Here is a 21,139-nt window from a genome sequence, read left to right on the forward strand (position 1 = left end):
TGGCTCAGCCCGCTCCCGCACCCTCCGTCCTGCGCGCCGTCACGGCCGTCAGCAGCACCGCCAGTGCCCCGGCGGTGGCTGTCACGGCCACCGGGCCGGCCAGCCAGGGCGGGGCCAGGGTCGCCGCCGGCAGCGCCACGTCCGGCAGGCCGAGACGGGCGCCGAACACCTGTCCCGCGGCGAGCGCCGCCGTCAGGACGGCCGAGGCCGTCGCCCCGACCAGCCGGGCCGGTGCGGTGCGCGCGGTGAGGGCGAGCGCCAGCAGCCCGCACAGCGCGGAGGCGAGCAGGGTGGTCCCGAGGCTGCCGTGGGACAGCCCGGTCCAGTAGCGCGGCAGGTGGGCCAACCCGCACAGGAACACCAGCAGCGCGGCACACCGGGCGGCCCACACGGTGGCCGCGGGCGCCCGTCCGCCACCGGCCCGGTGCACAGCCGTGGCCGGGACGGAGGCGGACGCGAAGAGGAACGCGGAGGCCGGGGCGGAAGCGAGAGGTGCAGAAGCGGAAGGCGACGGCACCGAAGCAGCCCGCACCTCGATCGTGCTCCCCTGCGTCGCCGGCTCCTTCGCGGGCCATCCTGCCCGCGGCGGTGTCCCCCGCCCCTGCTGGAACGGCGCATCAGCCGCCCTGAAGCCCGTCGACCTGGCACCGGTCGGACCGGAGTCCGCCGGGTTCAGAGCCGAGCGTTCGGGCGGCTCGCCTTCCGTGGCCAGGCTGTCGATCAGTTCGGCGAGCTCCTCGACGGGTCGGTGGACGGCCACCGCGCGTATGGCCGCCTGCCCGCAGTGCGGTTCCACGGGGCCGCGGTGCAGCAGCCGCACCAGCCGCGACACTTCCGCCAGCGGGCGGCCCTCGGCGGCGGCGCGGATCAACTCGTCCGCGCTGTCGGTCTTCCGGGGCGGCTCGGTCAGCAGAGCCACCAGGCGGGTGACGTCCTCCACCGACCGTTCGGTCCCCAGGGCACGCAGCGCGGACGCCGTGGTCCGGGCGTGTCCGGGCGAGCGCTCCAGCAAGCCGAGGAGCCGGACGACGTCCTCCAGCGGGCGGTCGGCGACGGCCGCGTGGACCAGACCGTGCAGCGGGTCGCCGTCCGCCGGGGTGTCGTACACCGGGACGCTGGACACGGGATCGTGGTGCCCGTCGTACTCGGCGCTGTCACGCGCGGAGCCGTCAGGCGTGCGGTCGCGCGGGTCCCCGGAGCCTTCCGCGGGCGGGCCGGTGGGCGCCGGGGCTATGAGCGTGTCCTCGGGACGGGGTGACGGAGAGCGGGTGGTCATCTCGGCTCCAGGGGACGGGTGCGGGGGCGCGCCCCCGCACGCGGTCGGCGTCACACGGTCCGCGGCCGGTCGGCCGGTCACGGCACGTACGTGGTCCGTCGCCGGTCACGGCGGCGCGCAGTCCATTCCTACGAGCGGGTCCGGGGCCCCGCCACCCGGGCGGCGCGCCGGTGTGAGAGAACCGGCAGCGGGCCCTGCTCCGACCGGGTGACGGTCTCGCCGGACGGCGCCGGGCAGTGTAGACATGGGCACATGGTGCGACTGCCCGGCCGGTCCGCGACCCGGCCGCCCCGAACGCTCGGGTACCCGCGCGCACCGCACGGCCCGGCGCAGCCGGGCCGTGGCCCGGGGGGCGGCCGGCCCGGGGTGCTCCGGTCGGCGGTGACCGGGCGCAGCGTGGCCGGTCAGGTGTTCCTGCTGCAAGTGGTGATCGTGCTGCTGCTGGTCGTCTCGGCGGTGGTGGCCCAGGTACTCCAGGTGCGGCACGACAGCGACACCGAGGCGGCGAATCGTTCCCTCGCCGTGGCCGAGACCTTCGCCAACGCTCCGGGTACGGCCGCGGCCCTGCGCTCCGCCGATCCCACGGCCGTGCTCCAGCCGCGCGCGGAGGCCTCCCGCAAGGCGACCGGCGTGGACTTCATCGTCGTGATGAACACCGACGGTATCCGCTACACGCACCCCGAGACGGACCGGATCGGCAAGAAGTTCGTCGGGAACATCGGTCCGGCGCTGGCCGGCGGGACGGTCACCGAGCACGTCACCGGCACCATCGGCCCGCTGGTGCAGGTCGTGGTGCCGGTGCGGGACGCGGCGGGCACGGTGGTGGGCCTGGTGTCCGCCGGGATCACCACCGCGCACGTGGGCGGCACCGCCGACCAGCAGCTGCCGCTGCTGCTCGCCGCGGCGGCCGCCGCGCTGGCGCTGGCCACGGCGGGCACGGCCCTGGTCAGCAGACGGCTGCTGCGCCAGACGCACGGCCTCGGGCCGTACGAGATGACCCGGATGTACGAGCACCACGACGCGGTGCTGCACGCGGTCCGCGAGGGTGTGCTGATCGTCGCGGACGACGGCCGGCTGCTGCTCGCCAACGACGAGGCGCACCGGCTGCTGGACCTGCCGGCGGACGCCGAGCGGCGGCATGTGCTGGAGCTGGGTCTGAACGACGAGACGGCGGGTCTGCTGGCCTCGGGGCGGGTCGCGACGGACGAGGTGCACCTGGTCAAGGACCGGCTGCTGGCGATCAACCAGCGGCCGACGGATCTGCGCGGCGGCCCGCCCGGCAGTGTGACCACGCTGCGCGACTCCACCGAGCTGCGCGCCCTGTCGGGCCGCGCGGACGTGGCCCGCGAGCGGCTGAACATGCTGTACGACGCCGGGGTGGGCATCGGCACCAGTCTGGACGTGTCGCGGACCGCGGAGGAGCTGGCCGGGCTGGCGGTGCCCCGGTTCGCGGACTTCGCCACCGTCGACCTGTTCGAGGCGGTGCTGAGCGGGGAGGAGCCGCGGCCGGATACGGCGCTGCGCCGTACGGCCTGCGCGGGCGACCGCGAGGACGTCCCGCTGTACCCGGTGGGCGAGCGGATCCGGTTCGTGGCGACCTCGCCGCAGACCCGTGCCCTGACGACGGGGCAGTCGGTCGTGGCGGCGCGGCTGCGGGACACGCCCGGCTGGCGGGCGCAGGACCTGGAGCGCACCGACCAGGTGCTGGCGTACGGCATCCACTCGCTGATCACCGTGCCGCTGCGGACGGGCGCGCTGGTGCTGGGCGTGGCGAACTTCTGGCGGGCGGAGAAGCCGCAGCCGTTCGACGCCGAGGACGTGTCGCTGGCGGAGGAGCTGGTGGCGCGGGCCGCGGTGTCCATCGACAACGCCCGCCGGTACACCCGCGAGCACAGCATGGCGGTCACGCTCCAGCGCAGCCTGCTGCCGCGCTCCCTGCCCGAGCAGGGCGCCCTGGAGATCGCCTACCGCTATCTGCCGGCCCAGTCGGGTGTCGGCGGCGACTGGTTCGACGTGCTGCCGCTGTCCGGTGCCCGGGTGGCGCTCGTCGTCGGGGACGTGGTGGGGCACGGGCTGCACGCGGCGGCGACGATGGGCCGGCTGCGGACGGCCGTGCACAACTTCTCGGCACTCGATCTGCCGCCGGACGAGCTGCTCGCGCTGCTGGACGAGCTGGTCGGACGGATCGACCAGGACGAGACCCCGGCGTCGGGCGGGGCCGTGGTGACGGGCGCTACCTGTCTGTACGCGATCTACGACCCGGTGTCCCGGCGGTGCACGCTGGCCCGGGCTGGTCATCCGCCGCCCGCGCTGGTGGGTCCGGACGGCTCGGTGGAGTTCGCGGACGTGCCCGCGGGTCCGCCGCTGGGGCTGGGCGGGCTGCCGTTCGAGACGGCGGAACTGGAGCTGGCGGAGGGCAGCCGGCTGGTGCTGTACACCGACGGGCTGGTGGAGGACCGGGACCGGGACATCGACGAGGGCCTGGCTCTGCTGTCCGACGCGCTCGGCGGGACGCCGGGCGCCTCGGCCGAGGAGACCTGCCGCACGGTGCTGGACCGGCTGCCGGCGCGGCCGAGCGACGACGTGGCGCTGATCGTGGCCCGTACCCGGGTGCTGGGCGAGGACCGGGTGGCGCAGTGGCAGGTGCCGTCCGATCCGGCGGCGGTGTCGCGGGTGCGGTCCTCGGTGACCCGGCGGCTGGCCGACTGGGGGCTGGAGGAGCTGGCGTTCACGACGGAGCTGATCCTGAGCGAGCTGGTCACCAACGCCATCCGCTACGGGCGCGGTCCGATCGGGGTGCGGCTGCTGCGGGACCGGACGCTGATCTGCGAGGTCTCCGACCGCAGTACGACCTCGCCGCACCTGCGGTACGCGGCGAGCACCGACGAGGGCGGCCGGGGGCTGTTCCTGGTGGCGCAGCTCGCCGAGCGCTGGGGCACCCGGTACACGCCGCACGGCAAGGTGATCTGGGCGGAGCAGCCGCTGCCCTGAGCGCGGGCCGGCGCGGACGGAAGGGGCGCCGGGGCACGGCACGGGCCCGGCGGACGGCGGCACGCGGTCCGCCGGGCCCGTGGCGGGGCACCGGGACGCCCGGGCGGGGCGGCGGTCAGTCGCCGCCGAGGCGGGCGCGCAGCAGCTGCTTGCCCAGCTCGGCGCCCTTGCGGCTGTCGGACTGGGCCTTGCGGAACAGCTCCACGACCTCGTTGTCCTTCTCCCGCTCGGCGTCCTGGATGTACTGCTCCAGGCGCAGGGCGTTGCTCAGACACGCCTCGACGTACCAGATGAGGTTGTAGTCCTTGTCGCGCGTGCCCGTGACGTCGCCGGTCTCGCTGGTGCTGGTCATCCGGGATTCCCTCCTTGTGTCGAGCCTGAGTCGGTCCCGCTGTGGGACCGCCCGGGTACCCGGGCCGGGTGCGGACACACCGCCCGTTCGGGTGCGGAACCGCCACGCATCGGGCACCGGGCCGTATCCGGCCACACCGGGGCGCGGGCGGTGCCGGGCCGGCGCCGCGGGGCGGCTCAGCCGAGGGCGCGGTCCAGGTTGAAGGCGGCACTGATCAGGGACAGATGGGTGAACGCCTGCGGGAAGTTGCCCTGTTGCTCGCCGGTGCGGCCGATCTCCTCGGCGTACAGACCGAGGTGGTTGGCGTAGGTGAGCATCTTCTCGAAGGCCAGCCGTGCCTCGTCCAGCCGGCCGGCCCGGACCAGCGCCTCGACGTACCAGAACGAGCAGATGGAGAAGGTGCCTTCGTCGCCGCGGAGGCCGTCGGGGCTGGCCTGCGGGTCGTAGCGGTAGACGAGGGAGTCGGAGACGAGGTCCTCGGTGAGCGCGTCCAGGGTGGACAGCCACTTGGGGTCGGTGGGGGCGATGAACTTGGCGAGCGGCATCATCAGCACCGAGGCGTCGAGGACGTCGGCGCCCTCGTACTGCACGAAGGCGCCCCGGCGCTCCGACCAGCCGCGGTCCATGATCCGCCGGTAGATGGTGTCCCGGGTCTGGCGCCAGCGGCGGTGGTCGGCGGGCAGGCCGCGGTGGTTGGCCAGGCGGATCGCCCGCTCGATCGCGACCCAGCACATCAGCCGGGAGTACAGGAAGTTCTTGCGGCCGCCGCGGGTCTCCCAGACGCCCTCGTCGGGCTGGTCCCAGTGGTCGCAGACCCAGTCGACGAGCCGGCACAGGTCGTCCCACTGTCCGCTCGGGATGGGCTGCGCCCACTTGTCGTAGAGGTAGGCGGAGTCGATCAGCGCGCCGTAGATGTCGAGCTGGAGCTGGTCGGCGGCGGCGTTGCCGACCCGGACCGGCGCGGAGCCCAGGTGGCCCTCCAGGTGGGGCAGTTCGCGCTCGGGCAGCTCGGTGCGGCCGTCGATGCCGTACATGATCTGGAGCGGTCCGGTGCCCGCGCCGTCGCCGGGGCTGATGTTCGTGGTCAGGAAGTGCATGAAGGCCGCGGCCTCGCTGGTGAAGCCGAGCCGGAGCAGGGCGTAGACGGCGAAGGCGGCGTCGCGGACCCAGACGTAGCGGTAGTCCCAGTTGCGTTCGCCGCCGAGCTGCTCGGGCAGGCTGGTGGTGGGCGCGGCGACGATGGCGCCGGTGGGCGCGTAGGTGAGCAGCTTCAGAGTGAGGGCGGAGCGGTGCACCATCTCCCGCCAGCGGCCCCGGTAGCGGGACTGGTGCAGCCAGTGGCGCCAGTAGGCGACGGTGGCGTTGAACTCGTGTTCCGCCTCGGCGTGGGCGCAGCCGCGGGGCGGCACCCGGACGCCGAGCTGGTCGAGGGCGAACACCGCCGTCTCGCCCTCGGCCAGTTTGAATTCGGCCCGCGCGTCCCGGCCGTCGTTCTCCACGGCGACGGTGGAGGTGAAGGCCAGGGACTGCTGGGGCGACTCGAAGACGATCATGTCGTCCACGAGGCGCAGGGTGTGCGGGTCGGCGCCGTAGTTGAAGCGGGGGGCGATCAGCGCGCGGAAGGGCACGGTACCGCGGACGCAGATCACCCGCCGGATCAGCCGGTGCCGGCGCACCTCGCACACCTCGCGCGCCTCGTCGCAGTACACGGGCATGAAGTCCTGCACCTCTCCGACGCCCTCGTCGGTGAAGAAGCGGGTGATCAGCACGTTGGTGTCGGGGAAGTAGAACTGCTTGGTGCGGGCCGGTACGGCGGCGGCCAGCTCGTAGCGTCCGCCGCGTTCGGCGTCGAGGATGGCCGCGAAGACGCTCGGGGAGTCGAAGGAGGGGCTGCAGTACCAGTCGATGGTGCCGTTGGTGCCGACCAGGGCCACGCTGCGCAGGTCGCCGATGAGGCCGTGATCGGCGATGGGCAGGTAGCGGGGGCTGGGGGCGTCCTCGGCGAACGGGGTCGCGGCCATCGGCGGCCTCCCGGTGAGCGGTGCGGTGCGATGCGGTGCGTTTCCCCGCGCTCGCGGGGTTCTCCCGCTGCCGGGGTCCTCCCGGTCCGCGGTGTCTGCTCCAGCTTACGAGTGCGGGGTTCGCGGTGGCGCGGGAAGGCGCTCGGCGTCCGTTCCCGGGCCTTCCGGATGCAGGGTGGGCCGCGGCGGGCAATGGTGAGAGTGTGCCCCGTTCGGAGGCACCGGCACGGATGCGGTCATCCGGACCGAGGAGGAGGCATCATGTCGGCACCCACACCCGAAGAGTCCCGTGCGTCGGACGACGTGCGCACCCCGGACGCCCTGCTCCACTCCGCGCCCCCCAGGGATGTCACCCCGGAGGACCTGGTGATGGCGGCGGGCAGGGACGTCACACCGAAGACCCTCGACTGGGCGCGGCGCAAGCTGGAGTCGGAGGGCCCGGCGGCCATCGAGAAGCTGCTGCCTTAGGGCGGTCCGGGGATCCGGCGCGCAGAGGCCGGGCGGACGGGCGGGCCGGGTGCGATCGCGCCCGGCCCGCCCGCTGTCACCCGCCCGCCGTGTCCGCCGTGGACGGCCCCCGGGACGCCTGCCCGCAAGGACCCGCCCGCGTCCCCGGTGTGCTCAGGGCTCCTCCTCCACCACGTGCATCGCCGCCTCCTCGGCGCCGGCCGCTCCCCCGTCGATCCCGATGTCCCGGGCGACCTCCTCCTTCGTGGTGTCGGTGTGGGCGCCCTCGTCCGGGGCGACCAGGCGGCCCGCGCGGGCGCCGCCCGCCTCCGGGTCGACCGGCTCGCCCTCGCCGCCGGGCAGGTCGCCGATCTCGTCACCGGGCGGCGCGGTCACGTCCGGGACCTCCTGGCCGAGCCGCTCGTCCAGGCTCTCGCCCTCGTGCTGCTCACCGGCGGTGATGCCGTGCTTGGTGACGCCCAGCGGGCGTTCGGGCGGGGAGTAGCCCTCGTCGAGGATGTCGTCGTAGGTGCGCTCGCCGACCGCGTCCTGCAAGTCCAGGGGCGCGGCGTCCTCTTGTTCCTCGTTGGTTCCGGTGGGCTGGTACGCGTCGTCCGCCATGGGGGTCTGCTCGGACTGCTGCTCGCTCATGGTCGCCTCCTTCGGGGTTCGCGGGCGGTCCCGGTCCGCGTTTCCCGTGGGCGGATCATTAATCCCGCCCGGACGGCTCGGCGCGGGAGCGGCCCGGGGGGTCCGAGCATGATCGACGGCCCGGGGGTCCGAGCATGATCGGCGGCCCGGGGCGTGCCCGGCGGCCCTGATCCGCTCCCGCCGCGTCGTGGAGCCGCGGACGCGGTGCCGGCCGGGCGGTTCGGTCCGGCCGGGCGGGGAGGCGCGGAGCGGAGTCAGGGGCGGCCGTGTGGAGGCTTTCCTCCGGGTGGAGCGGGTACGGCTGCGCCTCAAGCCTTGTGCCATCGATCCGTACCTGCAACAGCCCTGCAGTAAAGAGGGCGGCACGGCTTGCCCATGGAGAGGGAAAGCGTGAGCGGGAAAGTCTGCCGGGGCCGCTGGTCCGGGGCAGGTCACAGCGCCTTGCGGCGCACCAGCGCGCCGAGCACCAGCAGACCGGGCAGCAGCGGCAGCCAGACCGTCAGCAGCCGGTAGCCGAGCACCGCGGACGCGGCGGCGGCACCCGGGGTGCCGGCGGCGGTGAGGGCGAGGGCCAGCGCGGCGTCCAGCGAGCCGAGGCCGCCCGGCGTGGGCAGCAGGGCGGCGGCGCTGCTGGCGGCGAGGTACAGCAGCGCCACCTGGAGCGGGGCGAGCGCCAGCCCGACGGCCCGGGTGACGGCGATGAGGACCAGCGCGTGCAGCACCGCGAAGGCCAGGGAACCGCCCCACAGGGCCGCCGCGCGGGCCGGACGGGCGTGCGGCGCGCGGAGGCCGGCCAGCGCGGTGCCGAGCGCCTGCCGGCACCGCGCCCACCACGGGGTGAGCGGCAGCAGGGCGACCAGTACGGCCGCGCCTCCGGCGGCGGCGACCGCCACCGGGGAGACGCGCGGCAGGCGCAGCAGCCCGGGGCAGGCCGGGGCGAGCAGCGCGATCAGCGCGAGGCGGACGGCGGCGCCCGCGGCGGCCTTGACGGCGAGGGCGCCGGCCGCGCGCCGGGCCGGCAGCCCGCAGCGCATCAGGAAACGCAGGTTCACCGCGCCCGCGCCGAGGCCGGCGGGCAGCAGATGGTTGGCGGCGGAGGCGGCGAACTGGGCGGCGACCAGCCGGGCGCCGGGCAGCCGCCGGACGACGGCGCCCTGCTGGGCGAGCGCGGCGGCGGCCCAGGTGCCCAGGGCCGCCACCGCGCCGGTCAGCAGCCAGCCGGGATCGGCGACCGCCAGCCGCCCGGCCCCGCTCTCCACCACCGGCCAGTACCGGTGGAGCAGGTACAGCGCGCCGAGCAGGACGGTGAGGCAGCCGCCGGCGTGCCAGCAGGCGCGGCGGCGGCCGAGGGCGGCGGCGAGGCCGGCCGGTGAGGTCATGGGCGGGCGCCCGGCACGGCGTAGTAGAGCCGGACGGCGCCGGCCGGCGCGGAGGACCAGCCGCGGGTGTGACCGGGCGGCGCCGCACCGGCCGGCACCAGCGTGGCGACCGGGATCCGGCGGGCGGTGCGGAGGATGCCGGCCACGGTGGTGTTGGCGTTGGGCCCGGTCGTCGCGGCCGAGGCGCACCCGGCGGCGAAGCCGACCGGGATGGCCTCGTGACCGGTGACCAGACAGGGCGGCCGGACGCCGTGGCGGTGCAGTTCGGCCGCGGTACGGGCCCAGGCCCGGCGGGCGGCCGTGGTGGTGCCGGCCACCCGCAGGACCATGGCGGCCTGCACCAGGAGGTACACGGCGAGCCCGGCGCAGACCAGCACCGCGAGGACCGGACGCGGCACCGGGCGCCGGGCGGCCGCCAGCCGGGTGAGCGCGTCGGCGACCGGGACGGCGAGCAGCGCGTAGGCGGGCAGCAGGAAGCGGGGGGCCGCGTAGTCGAGCAGGAACAGGTAGGGGAACGCGGCGGTCGCCGCGCAGGCGAGCGGCAGTGCGGTGGCCGCCGGGCGCCGGGCGCGGACGGCGAGGACCACCGCGAGGACGGCGAGCGGGGGAAGCGCGAACCACCAGAAGGTGAGGAGGGGATGCGGCAGGGCGCCGGCACACGGGCGGCACAGGGTCCGGCCGCCCAGGCCCCGCAACTGGTCCGCGAAGGCGAGGTGCCAGTCGAGGCCGCCTTGGATCGCGGCACCGTCGGCCAGCCGGCGGGCCAGGCCGCCGTAGCGCGTGTACGCCTCGGCCACCCACTGGACGGCGCCGGCGGCGAGCCCGGCCGTGAGGACGAGCAGCGCCCGCCGGTGACCGCGCCGGAGGCCCACGGCGAGCAGCGGCAGGCTCGCCCAGACCGCGTCCACCGGCCGCATCCACGCCATCAGCAGCGCGCTCCCGGCCAGACCCCACAGGGCCGCGCGGTCGGCGCGGCCGGCCCGGTCGGCCCGGTCGGCCCCGAGGCGCAGGAAGCAGGCGACGGCGGTCAGGGCGGCGACGGCGACCCAGAGGTTGGGCATGGCCTGGGGGCCGTAGAACAGGGTCACCCACAGGGAGGCGAACAGACCGCCGGCCAGGGCGAGCACCCGCACCGGGAACAGACCGCGCCAGGCGCGCAGCGCCAGGAACAGGGCGAGACCGGAGAGAACGGCGAGGTAGGTCCGCAGCAGGGCCGTGGACGAGGACCAGGCGGCGACGGGCGCGACCAGCAGGGAGACGCCCCGGGCGCGGGGCGCGCTGAAGAAGGCGGCCGGGGCGTGCCGGCTGACCTGGCTGACGTACACCGTCTCGTCCCAGCCGAGGCCCATCCCGGGCCGCACGAGCAGGATTTGGGCCAGCGTGAAGGCCACGGCGACGGCCGCGAGCGGCCGGCCGGCCGGGGCGGGGCGGGCGGACGCGGGGCGCTCGTGTTCCCGGTCCGCCGTGCCGAGTGCCGCGTGCGCGCTGCCGCCCATGACCACCCCTCAAGTGCCCTCGGATCGCGAGGTCCACTGTCCCTCCGCGATGCCCGGGGGCCGGGAGGCGGGCGGGGAGACACGGCCGCACCGGCGCGGATCACCCGGCCGCGCCCGGCGGGCAGGGCCATCCGGCGGACGCCCCGGCACACCTTACGGCGGGAGTCCGCCGGCCCGGTGCGTCCCGCCCGGCCGACGGCTCCCGCCGCGGCGGGCGGGCGCGCTCAGCGCGTGCTGCCTCCGTTCGGGGCGCGGTGGCGTGGCTGGCCGGGGGCCGGGCGGCGGCGCGCCGGTGGTACGGCCCGTACGGCGGGCATGTCCGTGCCGACCGTCAGCGGCTCGCCGTGGTGGCTGAGCGTCAGGGGTTCGCCGTCCAGCAGCGCGTACGTCACCTTGTCCGCGCCGATGTCCACGCGCAGCCGGCGCCCGCGGAACTGGACGTGGAAGGCGAGCCGGCGCAGCCGCTCGGGCAGCCGGGGCGCGAACCGCAGCGTGTCGCCGGCCCGGCGCATGCCGCCGAACCCGGCGACCAGCGCCATCCAGGTGCCGGCCAGCGACGCGATGTGCAGCCCGTCCCGGGTGTTGTGCTCCAGGTCCGCCAGGTCCATCAGCGCGGCCTCGGTGGTGTAGGCGAACGCGAGGTCCAGGTGGCCGGTCTGGGCGGCGATGACGGCCTGGCAGCAGGCGGACAGGGAGGAGTCGCGGACGGTCAGCGGCTCGTAGTAGGCGAAGTTCCGGGCGATCTGCTCCGCGTCGTACACCTGCTCGAAGTGGTCGTTGCAGGTGTACATGGCCAGTACCAGGTCGGCCTGTTTGACGACCTGTTTGCGGTACAGGTCGAAGTAGGGGAAGTGGAGCAGCAGCGGGTACTGGTCGGCGCGGGTGCCGGCGAAGTCCCAGCGCTGGTAGCGGGTGAACCCGGCGTGCTGTTCGTGGACGCCCAGTTCGGCGTTGTACGGGACGTGCATGGCGTCGGCCGCGTCCCGCCAGGCCGCGCTCTCCTCCTCGTCCACGCCGAGCCGCCGTGCCTCGCCCGGGTGGCGTTCCGCCGCGTCGGCCGCGGCGCGCAGGTTCTGCCGCGCCATCAGGTTGGTGTAGGTGTTGTCGTCGGCGACGGCGCTGTACTCGTCGGGGCCGGTGACGCCGTCGAGGTGGAAGACGCCGTGGCTGTCGTGGTGGCCGAGCGACCGCCACAGCCGGGCCGTCTCCACCAGCAGCTCCACGCCGGTCTCGCGTTCGAAGGCGGTGTCGCCGGTGGCCTCGACGTACCGGACGACCGCGTCGGCTATGCCGGCGTTCACATGGAAGGCGGCGGTGCCGGCCGGCCAGTAGGCGGAGCCCTCCGGGCCGGCGATGGTCCGCCAGGGGAACGCGGCGCCCGCGAGTCCGAGCTGGGCGGCGCGTTCGCGGGCCTCGTCCAGGGTGCTGTGCCGCCAGCGCAGCGCCTCGGCGACGGCCCGGGGCGCGGTGTGGGTGAGCACGGGCAGCACGAACATCTCGGTGTCCCAGAAGGCGTGCCCGTCGTAGCCGGAGCCGGTCAGGCCCTTGGCCGGGATGGCGCGCCGCTCGGCGCGGGCACCGGCCTGAAGGACGTGGAACAGCGCGAACCGGACGGCCTGCTGGATCTCCTCGTCGCCCTCCACCTCGACGTCGGCACGGGACCAGAAGTCGTCCAGGCGCTCCCGCTGGCCGGCCAGCAGCCCTTCCCAGCCGTCGTGCGCGGCGGCGGCGAGCGCGGCGTCGACCTGGTCGGCCATCGCGGGCAGCGAGCGGGCGCCGGACCAGCCGTGGGCGACCAGCTTCTCCACCCGCAGCGTCTGGCCGGGCTCCAGTACGGAGGTGACGGTCAGCCGGGCCACGTCGATGCCGCTCTCGGCGCGCAGGGTGGTGCGCTCGGGCCCGGTGACGACGTGGTCGGCGGCCACGGCGACCCGCAGGCCGCTGTTCCGGGTGCGGTGGACCAGCCGCAGCCGGCCCTCGGCGGCGAAGCCGTCCTCCTGCTCCAGCGGTGACTTCAGAGCCCGCGCGGCGCGCGGGTCGCCGTCGGACGCGGGCAGGCTCTCGTTGGCGACCAGCTCCGACTGGATCACCACCCGGCTGCGGCTGTCCACGGCCTCCACCTCGTAGGCCACGGCGGCCACCGCCCGCTGGGTCAGCGACACCAGCCGGGTGGAGCGCACCCGGACCGTCGAGCCGGCCGGGGAGGTCCACTCGCAGGTCCGCTCCAGCACTCCGCGCCGCAGGTCCAGGACGCGTTCGTGGGCGACGAGCCGGCCGTAGCGCAGGTCGAACGGCTCGTCGTCGACCAGCAGCCGCAGGATCTTGCCGTTGGTGACGTTGATGACGGTCTGCCCGGACTCCGGATAGCCGTAGCCCGCCTCCGCGTACGGCAGCGGGTGCACCTCGTGCACGCCGTTGAGGTAACTGCCGGGCAGCCCGTGCGGTTCGCCCTCGTCGAGGTTGCCGCGCCAGCCGACGTGCCCGTTGGACAGGGCGAACACCGACTCGCTCTGGGCGAGGACGTCCAGGTCGAGGGCGGTCTCCCGGACGGCCCACGGCTCGACGGTGTACGACCGGTCGGTGATCACTTCTCGTCTCCCAGCTGGGCGAGGTCCCGTACGACGGTGTCGGCGCCGTGCGCGTACAGCGCGTCGGTCTGGCCCACCCGGTCCACGCCGACGACATAGCCGAAGCCGCCCGCGCGGCCCGCGTCCATGCCGGCCAGCGCGTCCTCGAAGACGGCTGCACCGGACGGCTCGACGCCGAGGTCGCGGGCGGCGGCGAGGAAGGTGTCGGGACGCGGCTTGCCCGGCAGGTTCCGCTCCGCCGCCACCACGCCGTCGATGCGCACGTCGAAGAAGTGCTCGGCGTCCACCGAGCGCAGCACGTCCCGGCAGTTGGCGCTGGAGGAGACGATCGCGGTGCGCAGGCCGGCGGCGCGGACCGCCTCCAGATAGCGCACGGTGCCCTCGTAGACCTCGACGCCGCCGGTGCGGATCTTCTCCAGCAGCAGGTCGTTCTTGCGGTTGCCGAGGCCGTGCACGGTACGGGCGTCCGGCGGGTCGCCGGGGTCGCCCTCGGGCAGGTCGATGCCGCGCGAGGCGAGGAAGGCGCGGACGCCGTCGGCGCGCGGACGGCCGTCCACGTACTCGTCGTAGTCGGCGGCGTCGAACGGCCGTCCCCGTTCGCCGTCGTACTCGCGCAGGAACGCGTCGAACGTCTCCTTCCAGGCCGCCGCGTGCACGACGGCCGTCTTGGTGACGACCCCGTCGAGGTCGAACAGGCAGGCCTGGATGGTGTCGGGGAGACCGAGCTGAGTCATACCGGGGACTCTTCCCCGTCCGGGACGGTCCAGTGGGTGGCGCACACCACATGTTTTCCCCGCGGGTGGTGACACACTCTCCTGTGTGCCGCCCACCTTCGACGATCTCCTCGTACGCGCCCGTTCCCTGACCCGGGACGGCCGGCGCGCCCTGCTCGGCATCGCGGGCAGTCCCGGCGCCGGCAAGACGACGCTCGCCGAGCGGCTGGTGGCCGCCCTGAACGGCGACGGGCCGCCGTGGGCCGCGCACGTGCCCATGGACGGGTTCCACCTCGCCGACGCCGAACTGGACCGGCTGGGCCGCCGGGACCGCAAGGGCGCGCCGGACACCTTCGACGCGGCCGGGTACGCGGCGCTGCTGCGGCGGCTGCGCGAGGAGACGGACGGGGTGGTGTACGCGCCGGCGTTCGAACGGGTGCTGGAGCAGCCGCTCGCGGGCGCGATCCCGGTGCCGCCGGAAGCCCGGCTGCTCGTGACCGAGGGCAACTACCTGCTGCTGACCGAGGGTTCCTGGGCGCGGGTGCGGCCCTGCCTGGACGAGGTGTGGTTCTGCGAGACGGCCGAGGACGAGCGGATACGCCGTCTGGTCGCCCGGCACGAGGAGTTCGGCAAGGAGCACGCGGCGGCCGTGGCCTGGGTCCGGGGCACGGACCAGCGCAACGCCGACCTGGTGGCGGCGACCCGGGACCGGGCGGACCTGGTGGTGGAGGCGACAGCGATGGGCGCGGAGAGCTGACGGGTCGTCAGCCCTGGGCGGACGTTCCCGGTCATGTTCATCGGGCCGGACCCGGACGGCCGCCCCTTCCGGTCGATGGTGGGCCCCGGTGAACTCCGCGCGGCCGCCGGCCGTATCCGTGGGTACGGCGGAAGGTCCGCCGGTACGACGCGTGCGGGGGTGGGGCGGTGCGACAGTGGGGCCGTGACGCGGCGCCCGGGCCCTCCGCGGCTCCCGCGCCGGCCGGCCGCGCCGCGCCGCCGCGCCGGTTGCGGCGGTGGGGGCCGCCGCTGCTGGTCGTGCTGCTGCTGGGGCAGATGGCCGCGGTGATGGTCACCACGGCCGTCCGGCAGACCCCGACCGTCGACGAGCCGGTGTACGTCGCCACCGCCACCGACTGTCTGCGCGCGCACCGGCTGCGCTACAACCCCGAGCATCCGCCGCTCGGCAAGCTGCTGATCGCGGCCGGGGTCGCGGTGGCCGGCCCGCATTACGACCCGGCGTACCACGGCGGTCAGGGACAGGTGGGCCGGCACCTGCTGTACGAGTCGGGCAACGATCCCTGGCGGCTGATGCTGTGGGCGCGGCTGCCGGTGATCGCGCTGACGCTGCTCACCGGGCTGGTGGTGTTCGTGTTCGCCCGGGACCTGACGAGTACGGCCGGCGGGCTGACCGCGCTCGCCCTGTACACGTTCTGCCCGGACGTCGTCGCGCACGGCTCGCTGGCCACGCTGGACGCACCGGCCACCGGGTTCGTGCTGGCGTCGGTCTGGCTGGTGTGGCGGGCCCGGTGCCGGCCCGCCCGGTATCTGCCGCTCGCCGGGGCGGCGCTGGGCGCGGCCGTGGCGACGAAGATGAGCGCGCTGCCGGCGGTTCCGGTGCTGATGGCGCTGGCCGCGGTGTCCGTCGCGGCCGCCCGCCGGTCCCGCCCGGCGGTGGCACCGGACGCCTCCGTCCGCCCGTCCCGCCCGGCGGTGGCACGGCCCGGTCCGGGCGGGGCGCCGGCTTCCCCGGTCGGGCGCCGTGCACGCGTGGCCCGTCTCGCGCTCCGCTCCGCCCGCGTGCGCATCGCCCACCCCGCGCTCCGTTCCGCCCGCGCGCTCTGCGCCCCCGCGCTCTCCGGCCGGCTCGCCGCACGGCGGCCCGTGGTGGCCGCGCTCGGCGGGGCCTGCGTCGTGGCCGTCGTGGCGGTCGGCATCGTGTGGGCCGCGTATCTGGCCGTGGATCCGCGGCTGCGGTTCGTCCCCGCCGAGCCCGTCCCGGCCGTGCACGGGCCGCGCGCCGGTCTCGTGGAGCTGCTGCCGGTGCCGCCCGCGTACCGGGCCGGGATGCGGGCGCAGTTCGGGCTGGAGCGGCTTCCGTGGCGCGGCTATCTCTTCGGGCACCTGTACACCGGCCCGCGCTGGTACTACCTGCCGGTGGCCCTGCTGGTGAAGACCCCGCTCGGGCTGGCGGCGCTGGGCGGGGCCGGTGCCGTGGCGGCCGCGGTACGGCGCCGGACCCGGCCCGCTGCGCCGTACCTGCTGCTGCCGCCCGCGGTGCTGCTGGCGGCGGCGATGACGGGGGCGCGCAACTTCGGGACCCGGTACGCGCTGTTCGTGCCGGTGTTCCTCGCGGTGACGGCGGCCTGTGCGCCCGTGCCCGGCCGGCGGTGGGCGGGGCCGCTGGGCGGCGCGCTGGTGCTGTGGGCGGCGGTGAGTTCGGTGCGCGCGTTCCCGTACTACCTGCCGTACGCCAACGAGGCGTTCGGCGGGCCCGCGCGCGCCCACCTGCTGCTGCACGACTCCGGCGTGGACTGGGGGCAGGACCTGGGCCGGCTCGCCGAGCGGCTGCGCGAGCGGTACCCCGGCGAGCGGGTGTGGCTGGTGTACAAGGGCAGCGGGGTGCCGTCGTACTACGGCATCCGCGCCGCCGATCCGCGCACAGTGGCGCCGGACCGGGTGCACGGACTGCTGGCGGTGTCGGACTCCGCCGTCGCCACGGCGCGCGGCCGGCTCGCCGGGCTGCTCGCGGACAGCCGGCCGGTCGGCGAAGTGGGCCATTCGATCACCCTGTACCGGCGCTGAGCCCCTCGTCTCAACCCCCTGGTCACGGCGGTGGGTGAGCTATGTTGAGTGCTCGTGGCAGACAAAGGAGGCCGACCGGTGCCCTCGCCGCAGCAGGCACGCGCACAGGCATCAGCGATCACGTCGGGCAGGACCGCTCCGAAGGCCGAGGCCGCCGCCCCCGCCTCGCGGCTGCGGGAACTGTTCGACGGCCCGCGTCTGTCGCCGGGCCAGCGGCGCATCGCCCAGTACCTGATCGAGCACCTCACCGAGGCCGCGTTCCTGTCGATCACCGAGCTGGCCGACCGGGTCGGCGTCAGCCAGCCCTCCGTCACCCGCTTCGCCGCCGCCGTCGGCTTCAGCGGCTACCCCGCGCTGCGCGAGACGCTCCAGTCGATCGCGCTGAGCAGCCTGGCGGGCGGGCCCGGCGAGGAGAACCGGGCCAACGAACTCCAGGCGGCCGTCGACGCCGAGATCGAGAACCTGGAGAACCTGCGGCGGGACTTCGCCGACCCCGAGCGGGTCATCCACGTCGGCCGCGAGCTGTCCCGCTCCGCTCCGCTGACCGTGCTCGGGCTGCGCATCTCGGTGTCGCTCGCCGAGTACTTCGGCTACGCCGCCCGCCGCATCCACCCGGACGTACGGCTGGTGACCCGCGGCGGCAGCGTGGCCTACGACGCGCTGTCGCAGGCCCGGGGCGCCGGCGGCACCTGGGTGCTGGCCTTCGCCATGCCCCGGCACTCCCAGGAGACGCTGACCGCGGTCCGGGTGGCGCGCGCCGCGGGTCTGAAGGTGGCCCTGGTGACCGACCTGGCGCTGGGGCCGCTGGCCGACGAGGCCGACGTCACCTTCGCCACGGGCACCGGGTCGCGGCTGGTGTTCGACTCCTACGCGGCGCCCGGGGTGCTGGCCGCCGCGCTGCTCCAGGCCATGACCGACGCCGACCCGGAGCGCACCCAGGCGCGACTGGAGACGTACGAGCAGTTGTCGGAGCAGCATCAGTTCTTTCTCAAGGACTGAGCCTCTTCTACAAGGACTGAGTCGCTGCCGCGACGGGCCGGACGGGGGCCGGTGCGGTGGCCGGCTCCTTCCGCTCGTACCGGTGCATCCGTGAAGATCTTGCGGTCGTCCACCCCCTGGACGGGGATCATTCACCGCATATCGCGCATGAATGTTTTCATGCGTCTTGAAAACGGGTCGGCATATATAAATACTGCTCCGCAGACTCACCGCACGGACACCCCCAGCCGCCGCCCCACCCGCGGCGGCGCCCGGGGTGGACGAGGGGCGCGTCGTCTGCGCGACGCGCCCGTGGCGGCCCCGGTCATCCCCTAGGCCGGGGCCGCCCCGAACCCGTCGGCCGCCGCACCGCCGACCGCCCGCACGCCGCCGCCCACCGGAAGCGATGATCATGCCCCTGACCAGCACGCGCATCAGCCCCGACTGGCCCTGTCAGGTCAAGACGCCGGGCAGCTACGACTGGGAGCGCTCGGCGGCCAAGTGGCTGCGCGAGCTGATCCCCGCGCGCTACGCCAGCTATCCGGCGCTCATCCGGCACCCGGTCCTGCTCGCCCGGCACGCGCAGCTCCAGGTGCAGCAGGAGATCCGGGTCGCGCGGACCGCCCTGCAGACCGCGCGGGCCGAGCTGCCGGTGCTCGGCCTGCCCGAGTCGGTGATCGAGCACACGATCAAGCTCTACGCCGCCGAGATCCTCCAGCTCCAGCACATCGCGCGCAGCGTCCGCGCCGTCAGCGAGGCCCTGGCCGGCCGCGGCACGGGCCGCTGACCCTCCCCCAGCCCCCAGTCCCCCGCTCCGGACGCACCCCGGCAGCGGACGGGTCCGAGCGTCCGCGTGTCCGCCGGTCCGGCCCCGCCGGGAGCGGTCGCCGCGGCGCGCGGCACCCCCGCGGCCGCCCCGCCTCCCCGTGTGAAGGTGGCATAAACCTTGACCTGGCATACGAGTGATCGAGCGGGCCGGCGTATGCCATGCTCGTCGCGTGACGAGCGAGCCCCTGCCTCCGGTGGACCGCGCCACCAGCGACGAGCTGGCGGCACTGGCCAAGATCGTGGCCCGGCAGCGCGCCGAGCTGGAACGGCTGCGGGACGTGGCGGCCTCCTCGGCACTGCTGGAACGGGCCAAGGGTGTGCTGATGGCCGTCACCGGCTGTACGCCGGACGCCGCTCACCGGGATCTGGTCCGGCGTGCCGAGGACGGCAACCGCACCCTTCTCGAACAGTGCTGGCTCACGCTGGGCGCGCTGCCGCCCGGACAGCGGCCCGCCGCCCCGCCGGAACCGCCCGCCGTCGGCTCCTGGGGGCGCGGGCCCGCCGGCACCGGGGAGCCGGCGGCGGTGCTCGCCCGCCTCGGCCGCGACCTGGTCCGGGTCGGCTCGCCGCACGAACTGGCCGGCTGCCTGCTGGACCATCTGGCGGCCGAGACGGACGCCGACGCGGTGATGCTCTACGAGCGGCTGCCCGAGGGCGGCCTCGGCCTGATCGGGCACGCGGGCGTCGATCCCACCCTCGCCGCCCAGTGGCGCCAGATCCCGCCGGTGGCGGGTGTGCCCGCGCTGGAGGCGCTGCGCGCCGGAGAGCCGTACTGGCTGGAGGACCACGAGCGGGACAGCGCCCGCCATCTGCTCATCGGCACCCCTCCGCAGCGCTGGCTCACCCGGGCCTGGCTGCCGGTGTCCGCCGGGGACACCGCGCGCGTCGCCCTCGGTGTGCTGCGCCGGCGCGACGCGCGGTTCACCCCCCGTGAGCGGGAGCTGCTGCGGGCCGTGGCCCGGCTGTGCGCGGGCCGGCTGCGGGCCTTCGACGCGTCCCGGGACGACGCGGCCGAGGACACCTCGCGGACCGTGCAGTCGGTCTTCGACGCGCTGCCGGGCGCGGTGCTCCTGCTAATCCCGCTGCGCGCCGCGGCCGGCGAGGTGGAGGACTACCGCATCGTCGCCGCCACCCCGGACGCCGTCGACGTGTTCGGCCGGACCGGGCGGGACATGGTCGGCCGGCACATCCTGGAGAGCTATCCGTCGGTCGCGGGCGAACCGCTGTGGCAGGGGTACCTGCGCGCGCTGCGCACCGGAGTGCCGTTCGAGAGCGAGCCGTTCGCCTACCAGGACGTGATCGGCGAGCTGCCCGTGACCGCCACCTACACGGTACGGGCGGCTCCGCTGGGCGAGGGCCTGGTGGTGTCCTGGCTGCGGCACGACCCGGCGGAGCGGCAGGAGCAGCGCCTGGCCGACGTGCAGCGCCTGGGCAACCTCGGCTGGGCGAACTGGAACCTCGTCACCCAGGAGATCTCCTGGGCGGAGCAGACGTACGCCGTACTGGGGCTGCGGGAGGACGAACGGCCGGTCCGGCTGGAGCGGCTGCCCGACCTGGCCGTGGCCGAGGACACCGGGCCGCTCGCGCACGCGATCGCCGGGCTCGTCACCCACGGCCGCCCCTTCGACGTGCCGTTCCGGACCGAGACGTCCGAGGGCGTCCGGCATCTGCGGATGGTCGCGGAGGCGGTCATGGCGTCCGACGGCACCCCGGTCGAGGTGCACGGCTTCGTCCAGGACCTCACCGCGCAGCGCAGCGCGGAACTCGCGCTGGTGGAGAGCGAACGCGCGATGCTGCTCCAGCGCGGCATCCTCCAGGCCGAGCGGGCCCTCGCGGCCCGGCTCCAGCACGCCTTGCTGCCGCAGCCCGGCAAACCGGTGCGGCTGGCCGGGCTGCGCGTCGAGGTGGCCTACCTGCCCGCGCAGGCCGGCATCCACGTCGGCGGCGACTGGTTCAGCGCGATCGAACTGCCCGACTGCGACGCGCTGTTCGTGGTCGGCGACGTGGCCGGCCACGGCCTGGACGCCGTGGCCGCCATGGCCCAGCTCAGGTTCACCGCCAAGGGCATGGTGAGCACCGGTTCCTCGCTCACCGGGGCGCTGGCGCGGCTCAACCAGTTGCTGCTGCACTCCCGCGACAGCCAGACCACCGCCACCATGGTCCTGGCCCGCTACGACCCCGGCCGGCAGGTCCTGGCCTGGGCCCAGGCCGGGCATCTGCCGCCGCTGCTGGTGCGCCGCGGCGAGGCGCGTTTCCTCGACCGTCCCGGCGGCATACTCCTCGGCGCGACGGGCGCCCCCGTCTACGAGTCGCTGGAACTGCGGCTGGAACCCGGTGACCGGCTGCTGCTGTACACCGACGGCCTGGTGGAGCGTCCCGGCGAGGGACTCGACGCGGGCTTCGACCGGCTGGCGGAGGCGGTGCGCGGCCACGGCAGCGGCGAGTCCGGCTCGCTGGACGCCCTGCTCGCCGCGATGCTCGCCGCCGAACGGCGGGACGACGTGTGCGTGCTGGACATCCGGCTGCCGCTGGAGGCAGTACAGGAGGCGGTGGCGACCCCGCAGGACACGGACGGCTAGGGAGCCGCGGCCGCTTCCCCGTACCGTCCAGTGCCCGC

The 21,139-nt window shown here is 75.3% G+C and carries 15 protein-coding genes; 7 read left to right on the plus strand and 8 right to left on the minus strand.

Going from position 1 to position 21,139, the window contains the following annotated elements; all coding sequences use genetic code 11:
* Positions 1 to 4: 4 nt before the first annotated feature.
* Positions 5 to 1,276, minus strand: a complete 1,272-nt coding sequence (locus ACH4OA_RS00750) for a hypothetical protein (RefSeq protein ID WP_397934916.1) — start codon at positions 1,274 to 1,276, stop codon at positions 5 to 7.
* 252 nt (positions 1,277 to 1,528) lie between these two features.
* On the opposite strand from ACH4OA_RS00750, the gene ACH4OA_RS00755 reads away from it, so the two are divergent.
* A complete protein-coding gene (locus ACH4OA_RS00755; RefSeq protein ID WP_397966923.1) occupies positions 1,529 to 4,267 on the plus strand; it encodes a SpoIIE family protein phosphatase in 2,739 nt (912 codons plus the stop codon).
* Between the two features lie 115 nt (positions 4,268 to 4,382).
* On the opposite strand, the gene ACH4OA_RS00760 is transcribed toward ACH4OA_RS00755, so the two are convergent.
* On the minus strand, positions 4,383 to 4,619 hold the full coding sequence (locus tag ACH4OA_RS00760; protein ID WP_397934920.1) for a hypothetical protein: 237 nt from the start codon (positions 4,617 to 4,619) through the stop codon (positions 4,383 to 4,385).
* A gap of 176 nt (positions 4,620 to 4,795) precedes the next feature.
* Positions 4,796 to 6,640 carry a glycoside hydrolase family 15 protein gene (locus ACH4OA_RS00765; protein WP_365883145.1) on the minus strand — a complete coding sequence of 615 codons (1,845 nt, stop codon included), beginning with the start codon at positions 6,638 to 6,640 and terminating at the stop codon, positions 4,796 to 4,798.
* A 261-nt stretch (positions 6,641 to 6,901) separates the two neighbouring features.
* Here ACH4OA_RS00765 and ACH4OA_RS00770 point away from each other — a divergent pair, with 261 nt between their 5' ends.
* Positions 6,902 to 7,108, plus strand: a complete 207-nt coding sequence (locus ACH4OA_RS00770) for a hypothetical protein (RefSeq protein WP_365883144.1) — start codon at positions 6,902 to 6,904, stop codon at positions 7,106 to 7,108.
* A 153-nt stretch (positions 7,109 to 7,261) separates the two neighbouring features.
* Here the strand turns inward: ACH4OA_RS00770 and ACH4OA_RS00775 are convergent, their stop codons facing one another.
* From ACH4OA_RS00775 to ACH4OA_RS00795, 5 genes are all read right to left on the minus strand, one after another.
* On the minus strand, positions 7,262 to 7,738 hold the full coding sequence (locus ACH4OA_RS00775; protein WP_365941751.1) for a DUF5709 domain-containing protein: 477 nt from the start codon (positions 7,736 to 7,738) through the stop codon (positions 7,262 to 7,264).
* A 431-nt stretch (positions 7,739 to 8,169) separates the two neighbouring features.
* Positions 8,170 to 9,117, minus strand: coding sequence for a lysylphosphatidylglycerol synthase domain-containing protein (locus ACH4OA_RS00780; protein ID WP_397966926.1), 948 nt, complete (start codon positions 9,115 to 9,117; stop codon positions 8,170 to 8,172).
* Complete coding sequence (locus tag ACH4OA_RS00785) at positions 9,114 to 10,613, minus strand: hypothetical protein (protein WP_397945454.1); 1,500 nt, start codon at positions 10,611 to 10,613, stop codon at positions 9,114 to 9,116. Before ACH4OA_RS00785 ends, ACH4OA_RS00780 begins: the two co-directional genes overlap by 4 nt.
* Positions 10,614 to 10,837: 224 nt before the next feature.
* Positions 10,838 to 13,201 carry a glycoside hydrolase family 65 protein gene (locus ACH4OA_RS00790; protein WP_397945455.1) on the minus strand — a complete coding sequence of 788 codons (2,364 nt, stop codon included), beginning with the start codon at positions 13,199 to 13,201 and terminating at the stop codon, positions 10,838 to 10,840.
* A complete protein-coding gene (locus ACH4OA_RS00795) occupies positions 13,198 to 13,935 on the minus strand; it encodes an HAD family hydrolase (RefSeq protein ID WP_397966928.1) in 738 nt (245 codons plus the stop codon). The genes ACH4OA_RS00790 and ACH4OA_RS00795 overlap by 4 nt, the downstream gene beginning before the upstream one ends.
* A gap of 85 nt (positions 13,936 to 14,020) precedes the next feature.
* On the opposite strand from ACH4OA_RS00795, the gene ACH4OA_RS00800 reads away from it, so the two are divergent.
* The 5 genes from ACH4OA_RS00800 to ACH4OA_RS00820 all read left to right on the plus strand — a co-directional run bounded on the left by ACH4OA_RS00800 (position 14,021) and on the right by ACH4OA_RS00820 (position 21,101).
* Positions 14,021 to 14,671, plus strand: coding sequence for a nucleoside/nucleotide kinase family protein (locus ACH4OA_RS00800; protein ID WP_397945457.1), 651 nt, complete (start codon positions 14,021 to 14,023; stop codon positions 14,669 to 14,671).
* Between the two features lie 308 nt (positions 14,672 to 14,979).
* Positions 14,980 to 16,716, plus strand: coding sequence for a phospholipid carrier-dependent glycosyltransferase (locus ACH4OA_RS00805; RefSeq protein WP_397967359.1), 1,737 nt, complete (start codon positions 14,980 to 14,982; stop codon positions 16,714 to 16,716).
* Between the two features lie 78 nt (positions 16,717 to 16,794).
* On the plus strand, positions 16,795 to 17,715 hold the full coding sequence (locus ACH4OA_RS00810) for a MurR/RpiR family transcriptional regulator (protein WP_365883108.1): 921 nt from the start codon (positions 16,795 to 16,797) through the stop codon (positions 17,713 to 17,715).
* A gap of 385 nt (positions 17,716 to 18,100) precedes the next feature.
* Positions 18,101 to 18,481 (plus strand): hypothetical protein, encoded by a 381-nt coding sequence (locus ACH4OA_RS00815; RefSeq protein ID WP_365877505.1) that lies wholly within the window; start codon positions 18,101 to 18,103, stop codon positions 18,479 to 18,481.
* A gap of 211 nt (positions 18,482 to 18,692) precedes the next feature.
* Positions 18,693 to 21,101, plus strand: a complete 2,409-nt coding sequence (locus ACH4OA_RS00820; protein WP_397966930.1) for a SpoIIE family protein phosphatase — start codon at positions 18,693 to 18,695, stop codon at positions 21,099 to 21,101.
* Positions 21,102 to 21,139: the final 38 nt, after the last annotated feature.

The organism is Streptomyces sp. NPDC017095 (genome assembly GCF_044332325.1).
Lineage (GTDB): Bacteria > Actinomycetota > Actinomycetes > Streptomycetales > Streptomycetaceae > Streptomyces.

Excerpts from the sequence above, each read along its gene's own strand:
- ACH4OA_RS00750 (WP_397934916.1), bottom strand. The coding sequence starts at position 1,276 with ATGACCACCCGCTCTCCGTCACCCCGTCCCGAGGACACGCTCATAGCC.
- ACH4OA_RS00755 (WP_397966923.1), top strand. The coding sequence starts at position 1,529 with ATGGTGCGACTGCCCGGCCGGTCCGCGACCCGGCCGCCCCGAACGCTC.
- ACH4OA_RS00760 (WP_397934920.1), bottom strand. The coding sequence starts at position 4,619 with ATGACCAGCACCAGCGAGACCGGCGACGTCACGGGCACGCGCGACAAG.
- ACH4OA_RS00765 (WP_365883145.1), bottom strand. The coding sequence starts at position 6,640 with ATGGCCGCGACCCCGTTCGCCGAGGACGCCCCCAGCCCCCGCTACCTG.
- ACH4OA_RS00770 (WP_365883144.1), top strand. The coding sequence starts at position 6,902 with ATGTCGGCACCCACACCCGAAGAGTCCCGTGCGTCGGACGACGTGCGC.
- ACH4OA_RS00775 (WP_365941751.1), bottom strand. The coding sequence starts at position 7,738 with ATGAGCGAGCAGCAGTCCGAGCAGACCCCCATGGCGGACGACGCGTAC.
- ACH4OA_RS00780 (WP_397966926.1), bottom strand. The coding sequence starts at position 9,117 with ATGACCTCACCGGCCGGCCTCGCCGCCGCCCTCGGCCGCCGCCGCGCC.
- ACH4OA_RS00785 (WP_397945454.1), bottom strand. The coding sequence starts at position 10,613 with ATGGGCGGCAGCGCGCACGCGGCACTCGGCACGGCGGACCGGGAACAC.
- ACH4OA_RS00795 (WP_397966928.1), bottom strand. The coding sequence starts at position 13,935 with ATGACTCAGCTCGGTCTCCCCGACACCATCCAGGCCTGCCTGTTCGAC.
- ACH4OA_RS00805 (WP_397967359.1), top strand. The coding sequence starts at position 14,980 with ATGGTCACCACGGCCGTCCGGCAGACCCCGACCGTCGACGAGCCGGTG.
- ACH4OA_RS00815 (WP_365877505.1), top strand. The coding sequence starts at position 18,101 with ATGATCATGCCCCTGACCAGCACGCGCATCAGCCCCGACTGGCCCTGT.